This is a genomic window from Parabacteroides sp. AF17-3 (genome assembly GCF_003635445.1).
GTDB lineage: Bacteria > Bacteroidota > Bacteroidia > Bacteroidales > Tannerellaceae > Parabacteroides > Parabacteroides goldsteinii.
On record NZ_QTMM01000020.1, the window covers coordinates 1 to 18,553 of the forward strand.

General features: G+C 41.9%; 19 protein-coding genes. 5 read left to right on the forward strand and 14 right to left on the reverse strand.

Annotation, left to right across the window (positions count from 1 at the left end):
* Positions 1 to 150: 150 nt before the first annotated feature.
* The 3 genes from DWW91_RS22935 to DWW91_RS22945 all read right to left on the reverse strand — a co-directional run bounded on the left by DWW91_RS22935 (position 151) and on the right by DWW91_RS22945 (position 2,104).
* Positions 151 to 618 carry an Lrp/AsnC family transcriptional regulator gene (locus tag DWW91_RS22935; RefSeq protein ID WP_007655775.1) on the reverse strand — a complete coding sequence of 156 codons (468 nt, stop codon included), beginning with the start codon at positions 616 to 618 and terminating at the stop codon, positions 151 to 153.
* A 168-nt stretch (positions 619 to 786) separates the two neighbouring features.
* A complete protein-coding gene (locus tag DWW91_RS22940; protein WP_007655776.1) occupies positions 787 to 1,503 on the reverse strand; it encodes an FKBP-type peptidyl-prolyl cis-trans isomerase in 717 nt (238 codons plus the stop codon).
* Positions 1,504 to 1,516: 13 nt separating this feature from the next.
* A complete protein-coding gene (locus DWW91_RS22945; RefSeq protein WP_007655777.1) occupies positions 1,517 to 2,104 on the reverse strand; it encodes an FKBP-type peptidyl-prolyl cis-trans isomerase in 588 nt (195 codons plus the stop codon).
* Between the two features lie 97 nt (positions 2,105 to 2,201).
* Between DWW91_RS22945 and DWW91_RS22950 the strand changes: the two genes are divergently transcribed.
* Positions 2,202 to 2,777: an RNA polymerase sigma-70 factor gene (locus tag DWW91_RS22950; RefSeq protein WP_082208570.1), complete on the forward strand. Its 576-nt coding sequence runs from the start codon at positions 2,202 to 2,204 to the stop codon at positions 2,775 to 2,777.
* Positions 2,778 to 2,877: 100 nt separating this feature from the next.
* Positions 2,878 to 3,927, forward strand: coding sequence for a linear amide C-N hydrolase (locus DWW91_RS22955; protein ID WP_010801473.1), 1,050 nt, complete (start codon positions 2,878 to 2,880; stop codon positions 3,925 to 3,927).
* Between the two features lie 12 nt (positions 3,928 to 3,939).
* Here DWW91_RS22955 and DWW91_RS22960 read toward each other — a convergent pair whose 3' ends face one another.
* Complete coding sequence (locus DWW91_RS22960; RefSeq protein ID WP_007655780.1) at positions 3,940 to 4,452, reverse strand: hypothetical protein; 513 nt, start codon at positions 4,450 to 4,452, stop codon at positions 3,940 to 3,942.
* Positions 4,453 to 4,617: 165 nt separating this feature from the next.
* Between DWW91_RS22960 and DWW91_RS22965 the strand changes: the two genes are divergently transcribed.
* On the forward strand, positions 4,618 to 5,439 hold the full coding sequence (locus tag DWW91_RS22965) for an aldo/keto reductase (protein WP_122329018.1): 822 nt from the start codon (positions 4,618 to 4,620) through the stop codon (positions 5,437 to 5,439).
* Positions 5,440 to 5,712: 273 nt separating this feature from the next.
* Here DWW91_RS22965 and DWW91_RS22970 read toward each other — a convergent pair whose 3' ends face one another.
* From DWW91_RS22970 to DWW91_RS23015, 10 genes are all read right to left on the reverse strand, one after another.
* Entirely contained in the window at positions 5,713 to 6,096 is a 384-nt protein-coding gene (locus tag DWW91_RS22970; RefSeq protein ID WP_122329019.1) for a DUF3037 domain-containing protein, read from the reverse strand.
* Positions 6,074 to 6,856, reverse strand: coding sequence for a HipA family kinase (locus DWW91_RS22975; RefSeq protein ID WP_122329020.1), 783 nt, complete (start codon positions 6,854 to 6,856; stop codon positions 6,074 to 6,076). Before DWW91_RS22975 ends, DWW91_RS22970 begins: the two co-directional genes overlap by 23 nt.
* Positions 6,857 to 6,969: 113 nt before the next feature.
* Positions 6,970 to 8,082 (reverse strand): DNA-processing protein DprA, encoded by a 1,113-nt coding sequence (gene dprA / locus DWW91_RS22980; RefSeq protein ID WP_122329021.1) that lies wholly within the window; start codon positions 8,080 to 8,082, stop codon positions 6,970 to 6,972.
* 7 nt (positions 8,083 to 8,089) lie between these two features.
* Positions 8,090 to 8,500: a thioesterase family protein gene (locus DWW91_RS22985; protein WP_007655786.1), complete on the reverse strand. Its 411-nt coding sequence runs from the start codon at positions 8,498 to 8,500 to the stop codon at positions 8,090 to 8,092.
* The gene (locus DWW91_RS22990) at positions 8,500 to 9,756 is read right to left on the reverse strand and encodes a peptidase U32 family protein (protein WP_044215189.1); all 1,257 of its coding nucleotides are present in this window, start codon (positions 9,754 to 9,756) and stop codon (positions 8,500 to 8,502) included. The genes DWW91_RS22985 and DWW91_RS22990 overlap by 1 nt, the downstream gene beginning before the upstream one ends.
* 285 nt (positions 9,757 to 10,041) lie before the next feature.
* Positions 10,042 to 11,238 carry a 6-bladed beta-propeller gene (locus tag DWW91_RS22995; protein WP_122329022.1) on the reverse strand — a complete coding sequence of 399 codons (1,197 nt, stop codon included), beginning with the start codon at positions 11,236 to 11,238 and terminating at the stop codon, positions 10,042 to 10,044.
* 66 nt (positions 11,239 to 11,304) lie between these two features.
* Positions 11,305 to 12,540, reverse strand: a complete 1,236-nt coding sequence (locus DWW91_RS23000; protein WP_122329023.1) for a tetratricopeptide repeat protein — start codon at positions 12,538 to 12,540, stop codon at positions 11,305 to 11,307.
* Between the two features lie 169 nt (positions 12,541 to 12,709).
* Positions 12,710 to 14,596 carry a M56 family metallopeptidase gene (locus DWW91_RS23005; RefSeq protein WP_122329024.1) on the reverse strand — a complete coding sequence of 629 codons (1,887 nt, stop codon included), beginning with the start codon at positions 14,594 to 14,596 and terminating at the stop codon, positions 12,710 to 12,712.
* 12 nt (positions 14,597 to 14,608) lie between these two features.
* Positions 14,609 to 14,965, reverse strand: coding sequence for a BlaI/MecI/CopY family transcriptional regulator (locus tag DWW91_RS23010; protein WP_010801464.1), 357 nt, complete (start codon positions 14,963 to 14,965; stop codon positions 14,609 to 14,611).
* A 169-nt stretch (positions 14,966 to 15,134) separates the two neighbouring features.
* Complete coding sequence (locus tag DWW91_RS23015; RefSeq protein WP_007655793.1) at positions 15,135 to 15,932, reverse strand: helix-turn-helix transcriptional regulator; 798 nt, start codon at positions 15,930 to 15,932, stop codon at positions 15,135 to 15,137.
* A 137-nt stretch (positions 15,933 to 16,069) separates the two neighbouring features.
* On the opposite strand from DWW91_RS23015, the gene DWW91_RS23020 reads away from it, so the two are divergent.
* Positions 16,070 to 17,284 (forward strand): 6-bladed beta-propeller, encoded by a 1,215-nt coding sequence (locus DWW91_RS23020; protein WP_122329025.1) that lies wholly within the window; start codon positions 16,070 to 16,072, stop codon positions 17,282 to 17,284.
* A 96-nt stretch (positions 17,285 to 17,380) separates the two neighbouring features.
* A complete protein-coding gene (gene dusB, locus DWW91_RS23025; RefSeq protein ID WP_122329026.1) occupies positions 17,381 to 18,367 on the forward strand; it encodes a tRNA dihydrouridine synthase DusB in 987 nt (328 codons plus the stop codon).
* Positions 18,368 to 18,553: the final 186 nt, after the last annotated feature.

Below are 18,553 nucleotides of genomic sequence, written 5' to 3' on the forward strand. Positions count from 1 at the left end.
ACCCCCCTATTTACATTCTCTTGGACGAAATTTATTTCATGGATGTTTCATGGGATCATATAACTCAACTCTACAAAAGTAGTAATTGCCTTGGATATAAAAAAGCCCGGCAACTCATCAAGAGGCCGGGCCATTATTTTTTAAACTAATTTATTCGTTTACGTTACAGATAGGAATTTCACGCTTAACACTTTGACGTAAAGAAATCAAAGTCTCTGTAGCAGTAACCCCCGGTATCTCCTGAATCTTTGTATTCAGCAATTCCATCAGATGTTCATTATCACGGGCATATAACTTGATCAGCATTGTATAAGGACCTGTTGTAAAATGACACTCAACCACTTCGGGTATCTTCTCAAACTCAGGCACTACGTCTTTATACATAGAACCCCGTTCCAGTTTCACACCGATATATGTACAAGTATTATATCCCAGAATCTTAGGATTAATATGATAACCCGACCCAACGATCACATTCATATCAATCATGCGCTGTACCCGTTGATGGATGGCTGCACGCGACACACCACACTCTTCAGCTACATCCTTGAAAGGAATCCTGGCATTCTTTGAAATAATGTTCAATATCTGCCGGTCCAGTTTGTCTATTTTCTCCATTTCTACTATCGCTTTATTATACGCTCTTTTTATTTATATATCAAAAGTATATAATTATTTTCAACAATCTATCATTCTGAAAGAAAAAAGTAGCAAATAAATAATAAAAGCGGGCAAATAATGCTTTTTAGCATAATTTACCCGCCTCTTTATCTACAAAATGAGATATTACTTTTTCTGATCGTCTTTAACGATATCCAGTAACTCGATTTCGAATTTCAGAAGACTGTTCGGTTTGATGCTGCTTCCACGAGGAGGCTGAGGACCATAACCCAGTTCAGAAGGAACCCAAACTATATATTTAGATCCGACCGGCATAATCTGCAGGATTTCAGTCCATCCCGGGATTACACGATCAACTCTGAATTCAGCAGGTTCGCCACGGCTAACAGAGCTATCGAATTCAGATCCGTCCAACAGAGTTCCTGTATAATGTACTTTCACATTATCTTCTTTTGCCGGTTTTGCACCAGTACCTTCTTTTTCTACTTTATATTGCAAGCCGCTTTCAGTTGTGATAACGCCGTCTTTCGTTTTGTTTTCAGCCAGGAACTTTTCACCTTCTTCCTTAGCCTGCTGAGACTCTCTAGCCTGAGCTTCTACGAAGTAAGTGTTCAGATAAGTCTGAGCCTGTTCCGGAGTCATCTTTGTAGAATCGCCTTTAATAGCCTGAACAAAACCTGCGATCAGTGCATCGATATTGGCTTCGCCACCAGGTAATGTTTTCAAATTTTCTTTATAACCGGCACCGGTAGAAACACCGATAGCATAACTTGCGCTATCTACTGCCGATTTCAAATTTGCACTAGGCTTAGAATCACAAGAAGTGGCAGCAATGCCTAAAGCTACAATCGCTGTAGCAGCTAAAACATTAATCTTTTTCATTTTTCTCTATAAATTATTTTACTATATCTAACAATTCAACATCAAAAACCAATGCACTGTTCGGTTCGATAGCTTCACCCGCTCCATGTTCGCCATAAGCCAGGTCTGACGGGATAAATAATCTCCATTTAGATCCTACCGGCATTAACTGCAATGCTTCCACCCATCCCGGGATAACCTGCGATACTCCGAATACAGCCGGTTCGCCACGCTGTACCGAACTATCAAACACTGTTCCGTTGATTAATGTTCCGTGATAATGACATTTCACCTTGTCAGAAGCAGTCGGTTTAGGACCTTCACCTTTCTGAAGTACCTGATATTGCAATCCGCTGGGCAGGGTAACTACACCTGCTTTTCCTTTATTGATATTCAGGAATTCCTCTCCGGCTTTCTTATTTATTTCAAATTTTTCTTTTTGCAGCTTCATGAAGTAATCGTTGATCACCTGCTTAGCTTCGTCATAACTGATTTCCGGGGTCTGACCACCTAAAATATCTTTCAATCCTTTCACAAAGTCTTCAATCTGAAGATCATTAATGCCCGAGTTCTGGAAATTATTTCCGATACTTAAGCCAAGTGCGTAACTTACTTTATCCATTCTTTTTCGTTTTCAACTAATTACAAGCTACAAAAGTAATGCTTTTAACTACACAAACGTCATCAGAAGGCACTTTTTTATTACTTTTGCATCTGTTATGGGAGAACAACAAACGGAATCTTCACTATTTTCAACGCTCTTCGGTCAATTCAAAGAGCCGTTCATTCTGTTTGCCAATTCATACGTAAGGGATATGGCCGCCGCGGAGGATATTTACATGGAGGCAATCATCCAATACTGGGAAAAAAGAAAAGAACTACCAGCCGACACCAATATTCCCGGGTACATATTAACAACTGTAAAAAACAAGTCACTCAACCACTTACGCCACCAGACCATCCGTACAGATGTGGAAGACCAATTATATGACCACCGGCAACGGGAACTGAATTTTCGTATCTCGTCCCTGGAGTCGTGCGACCCGTCAGACCTCTTCACGGTCGAAGTCAAAGAGATCATCCGAAAAACATTAAACGAACTGCCGGAACAAACCCGCGCGATTTTCTTTAAAAGCCGGTATGAAAGCAAAACCAACCGGGAAATTGCAGCTGAACTGGAAGTCAGTATCAAAACAGTAGAATTCCATATTTCGAAAGCACTGAAACTATTCCGTAGCCGGCTGAAAGATTATTTACCGGCACTTCTGGTACTGACCGGAATAAGCGATTTCTGACCAATTCCTTAAATCCACTCTTCTACAGCGTAAAAAGAGTCAGATTACTTAAACATTACAACCTCTTCATCGTTTATATATAAAGTAAAACGATAAGATTATGAGACGTATACAGAAATGGGGAATAGCGCTAGCTGCCATTACAGCGGGCACTCAGTTAAATACCACAGAAGCCTGCACCAGAGTTGTTTATCAGGGAAAAGACAATACAGTTCTGACCGCCCGGTCGATGGACTGGAAAGAAGATACCCGCAGCAACCTGTGGATATTTCCGCGAGGTATGAAGCGTAATGGAGAAATAGGAAAGAATCCGCTTGAATGGACTTCCAAATATGGAAGTGTAGTTGCTTCCGCCTACGATATTTGCAGTACGGACGGGATGAACGAAAAGGGACTGGTCGCCAATCTGCTCTGGCTGGCAGAGTCGGAATACCCGCAGTGGGATGGCAAAAAACCGGGACTGTCCATTGCCGCCTGGGTTCAATATATACTGGATAATTTCGCCACAGTCGATGAAGCAGTTTCTTATGTTGAAAAAGGCACCTTCGAAGTTGTATCGGACATGATGCCCGACGGAACCCGCATGGCAACATTACATCTTTCCATCTCGGATGCCGACGGTGACAATGCGATCTTTGAATATATCGGCGGAGAATTGAAAATCCATCATGACAAGTCATACCAGGTAATGACTAACTCCCCGGTTTTCGACCAGCAACTGGCCTTGAATGATTACTGGAAAAATATCGGGGGAACAACATTCCTACCAGGAACCAACCGTGCTGCCGACCGTTTTGTCAGAGCCTCTTTCTATATTAATGCTATTCCGAAAGTGGCAGATACCCGTACGGCCGTTGCCAGTGTATTCAGCGTAATCCGTAACACGTCAGTACCATTAGGTATCACAACACCTAACGAACCGAATATCTCATCGACAAGATGGAGAACCGTTTCCGACCAAAAGAATAAAGTTTATTTCTTTGAATCGACCATCCAGCCTAATGTATTCTGGGTAAATTTACAAGATGTGGATTTTTCAGAAAAAGCACCGGTGAAGATGCTTGACCTAGTTAGCGGTAAAACCTATGCCGGCAACACGGCAGAGCAATTTGTTGAAGCTAAACCGTTCAAATTCCTGGGAGTCGATTAAGACTCCCTTTTTTCAGGCTATATCTTCACTAAGTTTCACGCGCAGGTCATTCTGATAAGTATGCATAAACTTTTCCAGATCAAAGAAAAGGCGGGAAACGACTTTCAGAAAAGGATTCTTCATCCGGATAATTTCCGTCGATGTAAAATGAGTTCCTCCCGTACTGGTTACTTTCAGTTCGCCTTTCCAGTACCCGGTGAATCCGTTTCCTTTCACAATTTCAAATTCATATAAGGAATGAGGTACTTTACGGGCTGTCCTGAACCGGATAACAGAGCCGTTCTTCGCTATTTCATCCCAGACTTCTATGCCGTCTTTCTCTTCCACAATAACGATCTCTTCCAGATCACTGCGATAACCGTAATCGGCATTATTGATGAGTGCATTATACACCTTCCCGGGTGAAGCATTATAAAAGCATTCACTGGTTGCAGTTCTTTCATCCGGCAAAAGAAGGCCGGCAATAAAAACTAAAAGAATAATTCCTGCTATAACAATAAATATATAAGTAAAGATAGATATCATTTATAATCGATTTTATAAATAACTGAGTTACTGACTGTTTACAAAAGTAACCAATAAAACTCACATAACAGGAATATTCATAGTAAAAACAATCCTTCCTTTTCCCGGCAAACAAAGCCATCGCTTATCTGTTTTATATACAGGGAATAAAAAACAAAAGATCAAATGAAAGAAGTTATTTTAAACAACGGAACAAAAATCCCTTCCATCGGAGTCGGTGTATTCAGGGTTGAAGATGCAAACATTGCATATGAAACAGTAAAAACAGCTTTATCTGTCGGATACAGACATGTAGACACAGCCATGATTTATGGGAATGAAGAAGCTGTCGGCAAGGCAATCCGGGACTCAGGTATCCCACGGGAAGAGATATTCCTGACCACTAAATTATGGAATGACGACCAGCGGTCGGGAAAAGTAGAAGAAGCGATCGAAGCCAGCCTGAAAAGATTGGGCATGGAGTATGTAAACCTCTATCTTGTGCACTGGCCGGTAAAAGAGACTTACGTCAGTGTCTGGAAAAAGATGGAAGCAGTGTATAAAAACGGAAAAGCAAAAGCAATCGGAGTCAGCAATTATCAGACACATCATTTAGCCGATTTGCTCGAAGAAGCAGAAATCATACCAGCAGTCAACCAGATAGAATGTTACCCCTACCTTTCCCAGGCGGCAACTATCCAATATTGCCTGGAAAGGAATATCCGTCCGGAAGCATGGGGACCATTGGGAGCCGGCAAATCAGACATTCTGACAAACCCTGTCATTACCGAGATTGCTAAAAAGCGCGGACTGACTCCTGCACAGGTCGTTTTAGGCTGGAATCTGGAACGTGGAGTGATAGTCATCCCCAAATCCATCCATAAAGAGAGATTGACAGAGAATCTGAAATGTACGGATTTCGAACTGACAGACGAAGATATGACCCGGATAAGTGCTCTTAATAAGAATCTGAGACTGGGTGCAGACCCAGACCATTTCAATTTTTAGCAAACCTCTATAAACAATTAAAGCCTGTCTCACGACAAGCCCTAATCAAACTTTGTTAACCTTAAATCTAATACTATTATGAAAAAACCACAGTACAAAGATACACCTGTAGCAAGCGTTTGTCAAGCTTTTTACAGACAATATATGTTAAGCCTCCAAGCATCTTTCGCCAAAAAGTGTTAGCTAAGATAAAACTATATACAATACTGGCAAAAACTGCTAAAATTAACAATTAAAGAGAGCATTTTATCCGCTAAAAACGTTCCGGTAGATTTACAGAACCAACTCCGCAAACAACTTTTCAAACGTAACCTCCAGGTCAGTCGAAAAGCCGGGATGCGGACGCGAAGTCTGGATGGAAGAACTGCGCACAGCCGTCAGCCAACGGAAACGCTCGGGAATATCCATAGAGGCTATCGGACCACCGCCGGCAGTACCGGAGCAGATGCGGTCGAATACTTTCAGACTGGCATAAAGCGAATCCATATCCAGTTCGGAAGAGAACAGACAGAGCTTCTTTTCATCCACCTGATAACGCGCCTTTATAAACCGGGCCCGTTTAGAGAACATGATAAGACCCACATTAATAAACTCCTCCCGTTCCACCCGGGGAACAAAACGGATAACGGCGTATTCATATAAGTGCTTTCCTTGCATGCTGCGCTTCTTTTATAAATGTTTCGGAATGGGCAACCCTTTCTGTCAGGAATTCAATATAAACGTCTCTTATTTCCTGCGGCGTACCTGGACTTTCGTTCCACTGCAACCAGTCGTCCGGAACCAGAGAAACAATTTCACGGATTTTATCCGGAGTAAGAATACGTTTAAATTCGGCATCCGTTTCCTCCAACTTACCGGCTTCCGGCAACAGGGCATGGTCTTTAATCTGGATAAACGGGCTTAAAGCATGTTTGCGCCAGTTCGACCATGAATAATGGAAATAGAGTGACGCACCATGGTCAATCAGCCATAATTCCTTATGCCACATCAGCATATTGGTATTGCGGGTCGTACGGTCCACATTCGTCAGGAGGGCATCCAGCCAGACTATTTGAGAAGCGAGTTTTTCTCCGACCTTATTGATTACCGGGTCAAATGTCAGGGCACCCGACAGGAAATGCAATCCCAGGTTCAACCCACGGCTTGCCTGCAATAAATCCTGTATCTCCTCATCCCCTTCGGTACGCCCAAAAGCCTCATCGAGATTAAGAAAGACCAGTTCAGGCACACGGAAACCCAATGCCCGCGCTATTTCACCGCCAATCAATTCGGCTATCAGGGCCTTGGTCCCATGACCGGCTCCCCGGAACTTTACGACATATTTATATTCATCGTCGGCTTCTGCCAAAGCCGGCAACGAACCTCCCTCCCGGAGAGGCATAATATATCTGACTACATTCGCTGTTCGCAATTCCATAATAAATGCTTTTGACAAAGATAAAGATACTTCCTGTTTACACAAAAGAAACTATCTACATCTCTAAAACAAAATAACCGAACCGTTGTTTTTATTCAAAGGACGTTATCATATCATGTCAGAAGTTTATAGATATTTCCCGGCAGCGCCTTAATCCGTCCGTTCATTTCCAGTTCAAATAGTAGGGAAGACAGTTCGCGGACAGGCAGATTCAGTTCCGTAGCCAGTTGGTCGATATGTATTTCTCCCTTTTCGCGAAGAAGTTTTATGACTGTTCCTGCACGGTCGTCTTCTTCGAAAAACAATTCAGCCTGGACAGGGGCAGGCGAAGGCGTTTTATTCACGTCCCAACAAAGTGCCGACACCAAATCGGATGCCGATGTTATCAAACCCGCCTTATTCTGCCGGATTAATGCGTTGCATCCTTTGGAATAATAATCGTTTACCCGTCCGGGGAATGCATAGACATCATGCCCATAGGAAAAAGCAAGGTCAGCCGTAATAAGCGAGCCCCCTTTTTCTGCCGATTCCATTACAATCGTTGCTTCCGCCAATCCGGCAACAATCCGGTTACGCCGGACAAAGTTCGGCTTATCCGGTTCCGTTCCGCTGGGGAAATCGGACAACAATCCGCCATGAGACAACATTTCAACAGCTACGGAGCGATGTGAGGAAGGATAGATGCGGTCCAGACCATGAGCCAGCACAGCTACAGTCGGCAGTCCATACTTCAGGGCACTCCGATGGGCACAGATATCGACGCCATAAGCCAGTCCGCTCACAACCAGCAAATCCGGATAAGAGGCCGACAAGGCATGTATCAACTCTTCCGTCATCGTCCTGCCATATTCTGTTATGTGGCGCGTCCCGACAATACTGACAATATGTGTACTATTCAAGTCGGTCTTCCCTTTAAAATAGAGTAGTACAGGAGCGTCGGAGCACTCTTTCAAACGTTTAGGGTAACTCTCATCTGTCAGGAAATAACAGCTTATCTGGTTCTTTTCAATAAAAGTCAACTCTTTCTCGGCTTGCAGAAGCACTTCCGGGCTTTTGACGGCAGCAGCGGTAAAGCTGCCGAAACCCGGAATCTTCTCCAATGTCTGTCTCTTTTCCGCAAAGACAGCCTCTGCGTCGCCGAAGGTTTGCAGAAGCTGACGGGCCAGGACATCTCCCACCCCGTTTATCATAGTTAAGCCAATCTGGTAAATCCGTTTATCTGTCATGATACTGTCATAGTTTGTCTTGTATCCTTTTCAACATTTCGTCAAAATATTCGCCGCGGGTCAGCTTGCCGTCCTGTACGACAACCGATTCGACTTTCCCCTTAGTTGCCAGCGCACCGTCGGAGGCTCTGTAGATATCCTGTTCAAAGACCAGCTTTACGCCTTTCTTATATACATTCAGGCAGGAGATATAGCTGTCGCCACTCTTCAAAGAGGTCTTGTAGTCGATCTCCACATGAGAGACAAACCCGTCCACTCCCTTATCATGCATGGCACCGAAATTCTCTCCCAGCGACTCGAGGAACTCATGACGGGTATGTTCCATATAATGCTGATAGTTGGAGTTATTCACTACGCCCTGCAAGTCGCATTCGTAGTCACGCACTTTGTCTGTCAGTTTAAAAATATACTCTTTCATTATTTCAGTTCTTTATCGTTCGTTGATACCATTTTATAAAGACGGTCCGAGGGACGTACTTTATCGGAGACTTTAAAGGAGAAGCGTTCGCCCTTGACTGTCTCTTCCACCGGTTTGAGGTCGACACGTATTTCATCGATGGTCTGCATCACCGCACCGGTTGTCGGACCGGTAATCAGAATCTCGTCACCCACCTTCAGCGAACCCGATTCCATTTCAAACTCCGCCACACCGATACCGCTGAAATATTTGATTCCTTTCGCCACATAGACTTTCTTTTTGGTCGAACCGGAACCATACTTGCTGCTCCATTCACCCAGGCGCTGCCCCAGATAATAACCATCCCAGAAACCACGGTTAAAGACACTTTTCAGACGTTCGTCCCAAACAGCGATTTTCTCTTCATCATAACTTCCGCTGCAATAAGCCTTCACCGCCTCCTTGTAACACTCCGTTACGATACGCACATATTCGGGTCCGCGGGCACGTCCTTCAATCTTAAATACCCGGACGCCTGCATCCATCATCTTGTTCATGAAATGAATCGTCTTCAGGTCTTTGGGCGACATGATATACTGGTTCTCTATATCCAGTTCGATATTGCTGTCCTTATCCTTCACCGTATAGCCGCGGCGGCAAATCTGCATGCAGGCCCCGCGGTTGGCAGAGGCATTCATCTCGTGCAAACTCAGGTAACATTTGCCGGAGACAGCCATACACAAAGCGCCATGTGCAAACATCTCGATACGAATCAGTTCGCCTCCCGGACCGGTAATCTGCTGTTCAACGATTTGCTGATAGATTTCAGAAACCTGCTTCAGGTTCAACTCACGGGCCAGCACCACCACATCGGCAAACTGGGCATAGAACTTCAGCGCCTCCACATTCGAAATATTCAACTGGGTAGAAAGATGCACCTCCTGTCCGATACGGTTCGCATAACTCATTGCAGCCACATCCGCCGCAATGATCGCAGAGACTTCCGCCGCCTTCGCCGCATCGATAATCTCGCGCATCAGAGCCAGATCTTCCCCGTAAATAACCGTATTGACCGTCAGATAACTTTTAATCCCGTGTTCCTTACAGATAGAAACAATCTTGCGCAAATCGTCTGTCGTGAAATTATTGGAAGAACGCGAACGCATGTTCAGTCCCTCAATGCCGAAGTAGATAGAGTCGGCACCTCCCTGAATAGCCGCCATCAACGATTCATACGAACCTACCGGCGCCATTATTTCAAAATCTTTTTCGTTCAAAGCTGTTTGGTTTTAAATTAGAAACCACAAAGATACGGGTTTCTTCCTAATATTACATGAATAAAATCGGTTAACTTTTAGCCTCTTACCGGCATGCAGTCTTTAAAACACCCAATCATTGCTACTGTTTCATCCTAATGAAACAAGTGTTTCTACATAATGGAACAGTTGTTTCATTATGTAGAAACAGATTCCCTTAAGGATGTACCAGACCGATGCTTACGCGGCTCTTCCGGGTAACAACCTTATCTATAAATACGTTTCATCCGATACCTTTTAAGCCTTTCAACGTAAATGATAAATAGTAACGAGCGGATTCGAATCTTCCGTTACCTGTTGCAGGACAGGGTGTTTCCTGAGGTCGGGATATTTCTCTTTGAGATATTCGATTTCTACCGCCGTATTGAATTGTATCATTAGTTTTTTAGCCGGAAAGGAGAAGAAAGGCCAGATGGGAAGCCCCCCGTCCGTTTCATTGCGGATACCGATGCCGGTCAAAGCCCTGTTGTATCCGAACAATTCGTCTGCGTCGATAAGAGAAGCCTCACGACACAAGGCTCCGGTTTCTTTATTCAGGCTGTACAAAAAGAAATTAGACTGGTCGGAACCTTTGAAACATTTGACAAAATAAGACCGGGGAGTTTCAAAGATATTGAAAATACTGAATTTACCATCCACAGCGGCATTTCCTGTTTTAGAGGAACGTATTTCTTCCTCATCGGCAGCAGAATAACCATGCCTGATAAGAAATGCCGGTGAAATTGCTTTTGCATTCACATTCCAGACGGTATCTATCCCATCCGAATAGCAAAACCAACCATCCATGCTGCCATTATATATCCATCCTTTCAAACTGACTTCTTCCAGCGGCATTACATCCACATTTCCAATCGTCCGCCGAAATGCAATCGTATCGTCCGTTGCCCAGTTGAAAATTCCAAGGCTAAACATTCCCGGAATATTCATAGGGACATACATCCGGCCTAATTCGGCCATCGTATTCGCCCCGACGGAAAGCTGATAAGAATTAGGACGCAGACTCGTTATCTTTTTAATAAATTCGCCGTCAAAAGAGTAGAACAAGGTAGAAAAATACTCGTTAACACAAAAAAGACGGTTTTCTTCATCGATGGTAAGCGATATAATCTGTGCGACTTCTCCCGGACCATTCCCTGTCTTTGCGATAGGACGGACAAACTTTCCTTTCCGGTCAAACTGCAAAACGCTTTCCTGCCGGGTAGAATAAATAAAGATATACTCGTCGGAAACACATGCATCCAATACATTTGCAATCAGAGATTCATCGGTCAACTCCAGAGGAATATACTCAATCGATTCTATTTCGTCCGCTATTCCAACCTTATCGGATAAAAACGTTTTTGCCGTCAAATCAATCTCCGGTAATTCGCCGGCCGACTGTTTTGACCCGCATCCTGTTAAAACCATCATGGCTGCCATGAGCCCTAATAACATCTTTTTCATACGCTTTTTTCAGACAAAAGTAGAAGAAACAGTCTCCTTCACGGTTTCACATCAGTTCACATCTGCTTAAAAATCACGAATAAAGGAGTCACACAGTTCCGGCGTTCCCTTTTCACCCGTCATTTTCTGGTAAAGACGGACGCGGCGCATCGAAATAGCCTGATTGGTACAACAGAGCAACATAGCCATTATAGAAGGGGGAACATCCATTTTAATCAGACAGCACATGCGCCATTCCTGTTCACTCAGTTTCGGTATTTTCTTTTTCAGCCGTTCGCGAAACTCCGGGTAGGTCCGGTTGAAGACTTGCAACAACTCTTCCCAGTCCTTAGTACCCGCCCTCCATTCTTCTTTCCGGTGAAAACGCTGATAAACTTCCGAAGAGAGGAAATCTGTTTCCGACAGGGAGACAGCCGCCTTTTTCTTCCGGTAACGGGAATAACCCAAGAGACTTGTACCGCAAAGGATAAACAGGGCGCTCCAGAGATACAGCCGCCCTGTTTGAGTATTTTCAGCATTCGACAGACGTCTCTCCCACTCTTTCTGCTCCGAAGTCCAGAGAAGTTGAGTTATTTGATTGTCTTCCTGCTGCCGTCGCAAAACGGACAGGTTATGGAGATAATTCTTTTGATAAAAATCAGCTTGCAGACTGTCTCCGCGACATTGGGCAATCCGGGACAAAGCGGCATATAAATGCGGATGGGAAGAGGGTACCTGGCTTAAATTCGTTTCAGCTTCTTCCAATTTACCCATGTTTATTTGTAAATCAGCCAGAGCCAGAAAGAGTTCCGCTTTTTCTTCCTGGGGGATTGTTTGTTCCAATTCAGTTTTCAGTAAAGCCTCCGACTCCTTATACTGTCCTCCCTGCTGCAATACTTTCGCCTGTTTTATCCGGCAATCACCCATTTGATAATAATAGAAGGCACTGTCCGGCATTCGGGACAACATATAAATATCCCCCATCTCCCGGTAAAGCACTGTTCGAAGTGAATCACCGCCTGCACCTCCGAGATAAGACAATGCTTTTTTCTCGCTTTGCAGGGCCTTTTGCTTCAAAGATTGATTCCGGTAAATTTTTCCCATTTCCAAATAGCCATGAGAAAGAGCAAGGCTGTCTTTATCCTTTTCGGCCAGCCTGATAGCCTGTTGATAAGTATCTAATGCAGGAATATACTGTAACCTTTCCCCATAGAAAGCAGCCTGCCGGAAAAGTTCCCCGACAGTTACAGCCTCTTTTCGCTCAGCTGAAGAACAAGCAACGAAAAGGTAAATGAAAATGATTATCCCTACTTTGTATATCATCTATTCCAGCTCCTTTTTATTCAGAGGTTTGGTTTTAATCAGAAAGATACAAAGATATGGGATTCTTACTACATTACACGAATAAAGCCGATTAAGTTTTTATTGCTAAGGATAACACGGAAGAAGGGTGTCCTTTTGAGACACCCTTCTACTATTTACAATAGCAATATCATTCTCTTTTGACGATGTACTCGACGTCATATTTGATTTTGTCTTTCAAATATTTTTCAACACCATCAAGCATACCATCCGGTGCTTTCTTATATACAGTAATAGTAACAGATGAAATATCATCATTATAAATACTGTTGAACCGCTTGTCAATCTCATTTGTATTCTTAAGATATCGCTCATATACAATAAGTCCTTGTTCCTTTCCCCCATTTTTATAATTGAAAGCGACATAGGCATCCGGACTTGGTGGTGGTGGTGGTGGAGGAAGCGCATCTCCATTTTTAAATACACTTGTATTAATTTGACATGAGAAACCATTTTTCTCAATCATATCCTTTACACTATTTAATCGAGATGAAGACACATCTTTTCCAGCGGGTTGGATAGTAACCATATCTTTAGAAAAATCAGGAAGCTTGTAGTCTGCGACATCACCATTTATCACTCCCACTACTTTTTTGTTTTGGATAATATATACTGTTCCTTTTTTTGAAGACTGAGCCATACTTACTTTTCCCGGAAAATTCTTATTATTTCTGGCATCCTCAAACAGAAGGAAGGGGGCTTTATCAGCACCTACAACTTTTTGCCGCTTATCAAATGCCTCTTTTACCAAATGTAAAACGGCCTCAGTAGCTTCCTCCGGAGTATTTATGTCAATAAGGAAATAGAAGGAAACAGGCTTTTTACTTTTTTCAAATAAATCCTGCAACTTGCCCAGGAATTGTTCCTTTTCTTTATAGTTTGCAAAATCATTATTCAACAGCACATCACCTTTAGCATTGATAAATAGATCCTTCGGCTCAGTATTCTTTTTCATGAAAGCTATAATCTCATCAGGTTCAAACCGGGTTTGCGGTTCCACCTTTTTCATATAACTATCCAATTCCATCTTAAAGAAACTCTTCATATCCTGTTGTTCTTCCGGCGGAGTTTCCTTATCTTTGCTCTGTACAAGCGTTTCCAACTGCCGGTTTACTTCCGGACGGGCAAAAGCGTTCAGGACGATAAGTCCTACGGGGACCAGGAGCAATAGCTTCAACCGGGCCCAATTGTTTGATTTACCTTTTAACATCATAGTAATACGTTTTTTAATTTTACTGTGATTGAAGCTGTTGGCAAGAGTGTAGAGGCTGGAGCCGACAGCTTTTTTCACGAGTAACAGTTGATATTTTGTTGCATCGACGCCCTGGGTAAGTACTCCTTTATCGGCCTGGTATTCATGAATATCCTTTAACTCCCGTTTCAACAGCCAGATAGCCGGGTTGAACCAGTGAAGCCAAAGAATGCACTCCACAAAAAGCAGGTCAATGGAATGATGAGATTTCAAATGCATCATTTCATGCGTCAGAATCTCGTCAGGATATTTCTCATAATCTTCTTCCGAAAGAATAATATAACGTCCCCAACTGAAAGGGGACACACAGGAAGGAACTAATATTAATGTATAGCGCCCCTGTTGCAATTTGCGGCCACTCCGAATCAAAACAAACATCTTTCTGAATGAGAGCAAAGTTGTCATCAGGCAAAAAATAAATCCTGCCCAATAAAGAAGAGCAATGATTTGTCCCCAATCAATCATTTTAGCCGGCGTAACCACAGGAATCATATCGACCTCGGGGTTATTATCCGAAAGATAAGTTACAACTGTTTCCTCACCAGCTATCATCTTTTCCAAATGAATGATCGGCTGTTGTATCAATAAAGGTTCGGAAGTCTGTATCTTTATGGCTGGCAGCAACATACAGGTAGCGATTCCTACCAACAACACCCACCGGTTAAAACGGAAGAACGTATCGTTACTAAGCAACGCCTTGAAGCCTAAATAAAATAATATCAGGCAAATAGTGGATTTCAGTATGTACAAAAGTAAAGCTCCCATAAGCCTACGTTTTTACTTATTTTTAATCTGTTGTATCAACTCTTGCAATTCGTCAAGAGTCAACGCCTCTTCCTCAATTAAAGTAGAGACGACACGGGTATAGGAATTATCGAAATATTTATCGACCACCTGCTTCAGGGTCTTCTTCCGGTATTCGTCTTCCGAGATTAATGCATAATACTGATGTGTATTTCCAAATACCTTATAACCGATATATCCTTTTTCCTCCAATGTACGGACAATGGTTGAAAGCGTATTATAATGCGGCTTGGGTTCCTCCTGCAAGTCGAGAAGTTCGCGGACAAACAGAGGGCCTTTCGCCCAGAAATAGCCTAATATCTCTTCTTCTTTCGATGTCAATCGTTTCATAATCTGTTGTTTTATTAAAGGAATGCACAAATATAACTATATTTTCCAGTAATACAACTATAACACATAGTTAATCTACTATAAAACGCAGTAGATTATTCATTAAAGGCCAGGATAACCGCATCAAAAGAATAATTCATCCATATCCGGATCTTTATTTTGCTACATTTCAAATTAATCCCCAATGGGATGCCACTGTAATTGCTTCAATACAATTCTCAACATCCAGTTTTTGGAATATATTCCTTTTATGAAACTTGATAGTATTCACATTCAATGACAATTCTTCGGCTATAGCTGCATTTGTATGACCTTGGGAAGACAGTTGCAAAATGAGTCTCTCTTTAACTGTAAGAAGTGGTAAAGTATTTTTGTACCAGAATTTCTCCTTTTCCTGATAAATGAATTGTTCCCCTGTATTGAAATTTTTAATGATCGTTTTATTTTTAGCTTTCGAATATAGCGGTGTCACAACACATACCGCTAACCAAAGATCGCCAGCCTTATTAATTATGAGCGGTATCAACCGTTGATTTACCCTGGTTACTTTTTTGTTTATATGCACAAGGTCAAAATCATATTCAATAGAATACATGTACCGCTTTTCGATCGGAAGTTTATAGTAAAAGTCAAAACCGGCCTTATTAATTTCCAATAAACGCCTTAAATCATTTTCGGGAACAACCCTGGTATAAAATGAATACCCCCACTCAAGTACTTGCTCCACAGAGTAGCCACACAAAAACAATTTATCAGGAGACACATAGACAAATGATTGTTTCAGATAATCAATCACATACAAAGAGTGATTCAACGTACATGCCATACGATGAACAATATCCATACTGTTCTTCATCTTTTCATTCAGATCGTCATCAATCTTTGGCCTCTTAACAGGATCAAAAAATTTCTCTACACTAAATTCTTTCATGTCTTGTTTTTTACTGTCTGCTAAAAATACGAACATTATAATCAATTTTACGACATCGTCTCAAAAAAAATCACGCATAAATGATTTCTCTACTCTAAAGTGTAGCTATTTATTATTCCTGTCATTCTATATTTGCGCATAACTCAATTAAAAATCATGTAATACTATAAGATATGAAGTTTTATAAAATTAAAATGTATCCTATACTCATAGTATCAATAATCAGTATAGGATGTAGTGAGAAGGCAGAAACTACAAAAAATAAGCTTGTTTCCATTGATGTTAGAGCTTATGTAAATTCCAATGATGCAATTTCTATTAAAAAGGAAATTGAAAGAATAGAATATATTCCATTAGAATTAACCGACGACAACAGCTCAATGGTTGGGAAAATAATGGATGTAGTCCTTACCAAAGATTATATATTTGTCTTATCCGACCCTACATGTGGAGTGCTTCAATTTGATATAAAAGGGAATTTCATTAGGCAAGTAGCAAAATATGGACAAGGTCCTGGCGAACTTCTTTTTCCTATAAGTATGTATTCAGTAGAAGAAGATAGTAAATTATATATCACCGGGGCGTACCAGACAACAATATACAATTTTGATGGGAAATTTGAAGAAGCGTTCGACCGGGGAGGGAGAATGAGTTTTTACTCTTATCCTATTGGAGAAGGACGAGTCGTTGAGACAAGTTCCGAAGGCATACCTTTTGAGGCAAAAGGACATTTTGGAATTGGCATATTTAGCAATATGGGAAAAGGAGATACAGTAATGATGAAAAACAATTTTTCAAATGATAAAATATCTCCATCAAAAGAATCAGGTTTTAAGTTAACAAGATGTATACCCAGTGATTCGGGAGTATTGTTTTCAACCATGACAAATGATACTATTTATCGTTTGACTAAAGATACAATCATTCCAGCATTCTGCTGGCAGAGGAATCTAAATGAAGAATCTTTAAAAAGTTCTTATTCACTCTTGAATTTTATACCAACAAATACCGAACTATTTCTTTACGATATAATAGAATTCCCTGAATCTATTTGCTTTAGGTATGTATATAAGGAAAAATCGTACATAATGCTTTATGATAAACAGAGTGGTAAAATATTATCCACACCTACTCCATATAAATGGAATGATATTTCAAATGTTGATTTTTGGATGACCATGTGGGGAATAAATAATGATATAGATCATGGACTACCTATTGCCCCGTTACATTGGTATAAGAACAAAAAAATATCTATACAGTGCACCCCTGCTTCAACTATTGATTATCTGCGAGATAAAGGTATGCTTAAAAAAGCTCCAGACATTCTAAAAAAGATGAATGGAGATGAAAATCCGATTGTTATATTGTATCACTTGAAATGCTAACTCTGTTTAATTGGATACAATTACCCTGATTGCAGACAATTCCATCATAAATCTTCGCGGAAAAAGCTGTACTTTTGTGGTCTATAATAAGAAGGTATGAAGATAGGCTCAATAGATTTAGGTGAACGCCCGGTATTCCTGGCACCGATGGAAGATGTAACGGATATCTCTTTCCGTCTGATGTGTAAGCGCTTCGGTGCTGATATGGTTTATACGGAATTTGTATCGAGCGACGCCTTGATACGCAGCGTAAACAAGACACAGGAAAAACTGACCGTTGCCGAAGATGAACGTCCGGTCGCTATCCAGATATATGGAAAAGAAGTAGATGCAATGGTGGAAGCTGCCAAAATATGCGAAGCTGCCCGTCCTGATATACTGGATATCAACTTCGGTTGTCCGGTCAAGAAAGTGGCAGGCAAAGGTGCCGGAGCCGGTATGCTCCGGAACATTCCTTTGATGCTTGAAATAACGAAAGAAGTAGTAAAAGCCGTCAATATTCCGGTTACGGTTAAAACACGTCTGGGGTGGGATGCGGATAATAAAGTAATCGTTGATTTGGCCGAACAGTTGCAGGATTGTGGCATCGCCGCCCTTTCCATCCATGGCCGTACCCGTGCCCAAATGTACACCGGCGAAGCGGACTGGACACTGATCGGTGAGGTAAAAAATAATCCCCGGATACATATCCCCATTATCGGCAACGGCGATGTGACCTCTGCCGAAATATGCAAACAGCGTTTCGACAATTATGGAGTAGATGGTGTCATGATCGGTCGCGGAAGCATCGGACGCCCCTGGATATTCCGTGAAGTGAAACATTTCCTGACTACCGGGGAAGCACTGCCGGAAGAAAAATTCACCTGGTATCTGGATATCCTTAAACAGCAGGTCAACCAAAGTGTGGAACGCCTGGACGAACGACGCGGTATTTTGCATATCCGACGCCACCTGGCAGCCACTCCATTGTTCAAAGGAATTAGCGATTTCAAGCAAACACGTGTCGCCATGTTGCGCGCTGAAACAGTGTCAGAACTGTTTGATATTATGGATTCTATCCCGGAAAAGTTCGGTATACTGTAACAAATCATTCAAAAATTGTAACATTTACGTCATAAAGTGACAAATTTACAATAAATTGAGACGATAGTATATTGCACATATTATAATTCCTCTTATATTTGCAATGAGTTTTTTTCATAGTATTTTAGATCTAAGGTTAACAAGTCTTTGCAAAGGAGGAATCGTGAGACTGCTTCGTTGGAAAGC

Coding starts and splice junctions, on each gene's coding strand:
- DWW91_RS22935 (WP_007655775.1), bottom strand. CDS start 618: ATGGAGAAAATAGACAAACTGGACCGGCAGATATTGAACATTATTTCA.
- DWW91_RS22940 (WP_007655776.1), bottom strand. CDS start 1,503: ATGAAAAAGATTAATGTTTTAGCTGCTACAGCGATTGTAGCTTTAGGC.
- DWW91_RS22945 (WP_007655777.1), bottom strand. CDS start 2,104: ATGGATAAAGTAAGTTACGCACTTGGCTTAAGTATCGGAAATAATTTC.
- DWW91_RS22950 (WP_082208570.1), top strand. CDS start 2,202: ATGGGAGAACAACAAACGGAATCTTCACTATTTTCAACGCTCTTCGGT.
- DWW91_RS22955 (WP_010801473.1), top strand. CDS start 2,878: ATGAGACGTATACAGAAATGGGGAATAGCGCTAGCTGCCATTACAGCG.
- DWW91_RS22960 (WP_007655780.1), bottom strand. CDS start 4,452: ATGATATCTATCTTTACTTATATATTTATTGTTATAGCAGGAATTATT.
- DWW91_RS22965 (WP_122329018.1), top strand. CDS start 4,618: ATGAAAGAAGTTATTTTAAACAACGGAACAAAAATCCCTTCCATCGGA.
- DWW91_RS22970 (WP_122329019.1), bottom strand. CDS start 6,096: ATGCAAGGAAAGCACTTATATGAATACGCCGTTATCCGTTTTGTTCCC.
- DWW91_RS22975 (WP_122329020.1), bottom strand. CDS start 6,856: ATGGAATTGCGAACAGCGAATGTAGTCAGATATATTATGCCTCTCCGG.
- dprA (WP_122329021.1), bottom strand. CDS start 8,082: ATGACAGATAAACGGATTTACCAGATTGGCTTAACTATGATAAACGGG.
- DWW91_RS22985 (WP_007655786.1), bottom strand. CDS start 8,500: ATGAAAGAGTATATTTTTAAACTGACAGACAAAGTGCGTGACTACGAA.
- DWW91_RS22995 (WP_122329022.1), bottom strand. CDS start 11,238: ATGAAAAAGATGTTATTAGGGCTCATGGCAGCCATGATGGTTTTAACA.
- DWW91_RS23000 (WP_122329023.1), bottom strand. CDS start 12,540: ATGATATACAAAGTAGGGATAATCATTTTCATTTACCTTTTCGTTGCT.
- DWW91_RS23005 (WP_122329024.1), bottom strand. CDS start 14,596: ATGGGAGCTTTACTTTTGTACATACTGAAATCCACTATTTGCCTGATA.
- DWW91_RS23010 (WP_010801464.1), bottom strand. CDS start 14,965: ATGAAACGATTGACATCGAAAGAAGAAGAGATATTAGGCTATTTCTGG.
- DWW91_RS23015 (WP_007655793.1), bottom strand. CDS start 15,932: ATGTTCGTATTTTTAGCAGACAGTAAAAAACAAGACATGAAAGAATTT.
- DWW91_RS23020 (WP_122329025.1), top strand. CDS start 16,070: ATGAAGTTTTATAAAATTAAAATGTATCCTATACTCATAGTATCAATA.
- dusB (WP_122329026.1), top strand. CDS start 17,381: ATGAAGATAGGCTCAATAGATTTAGGTGAACGCCCGGTATTCCTGGCA.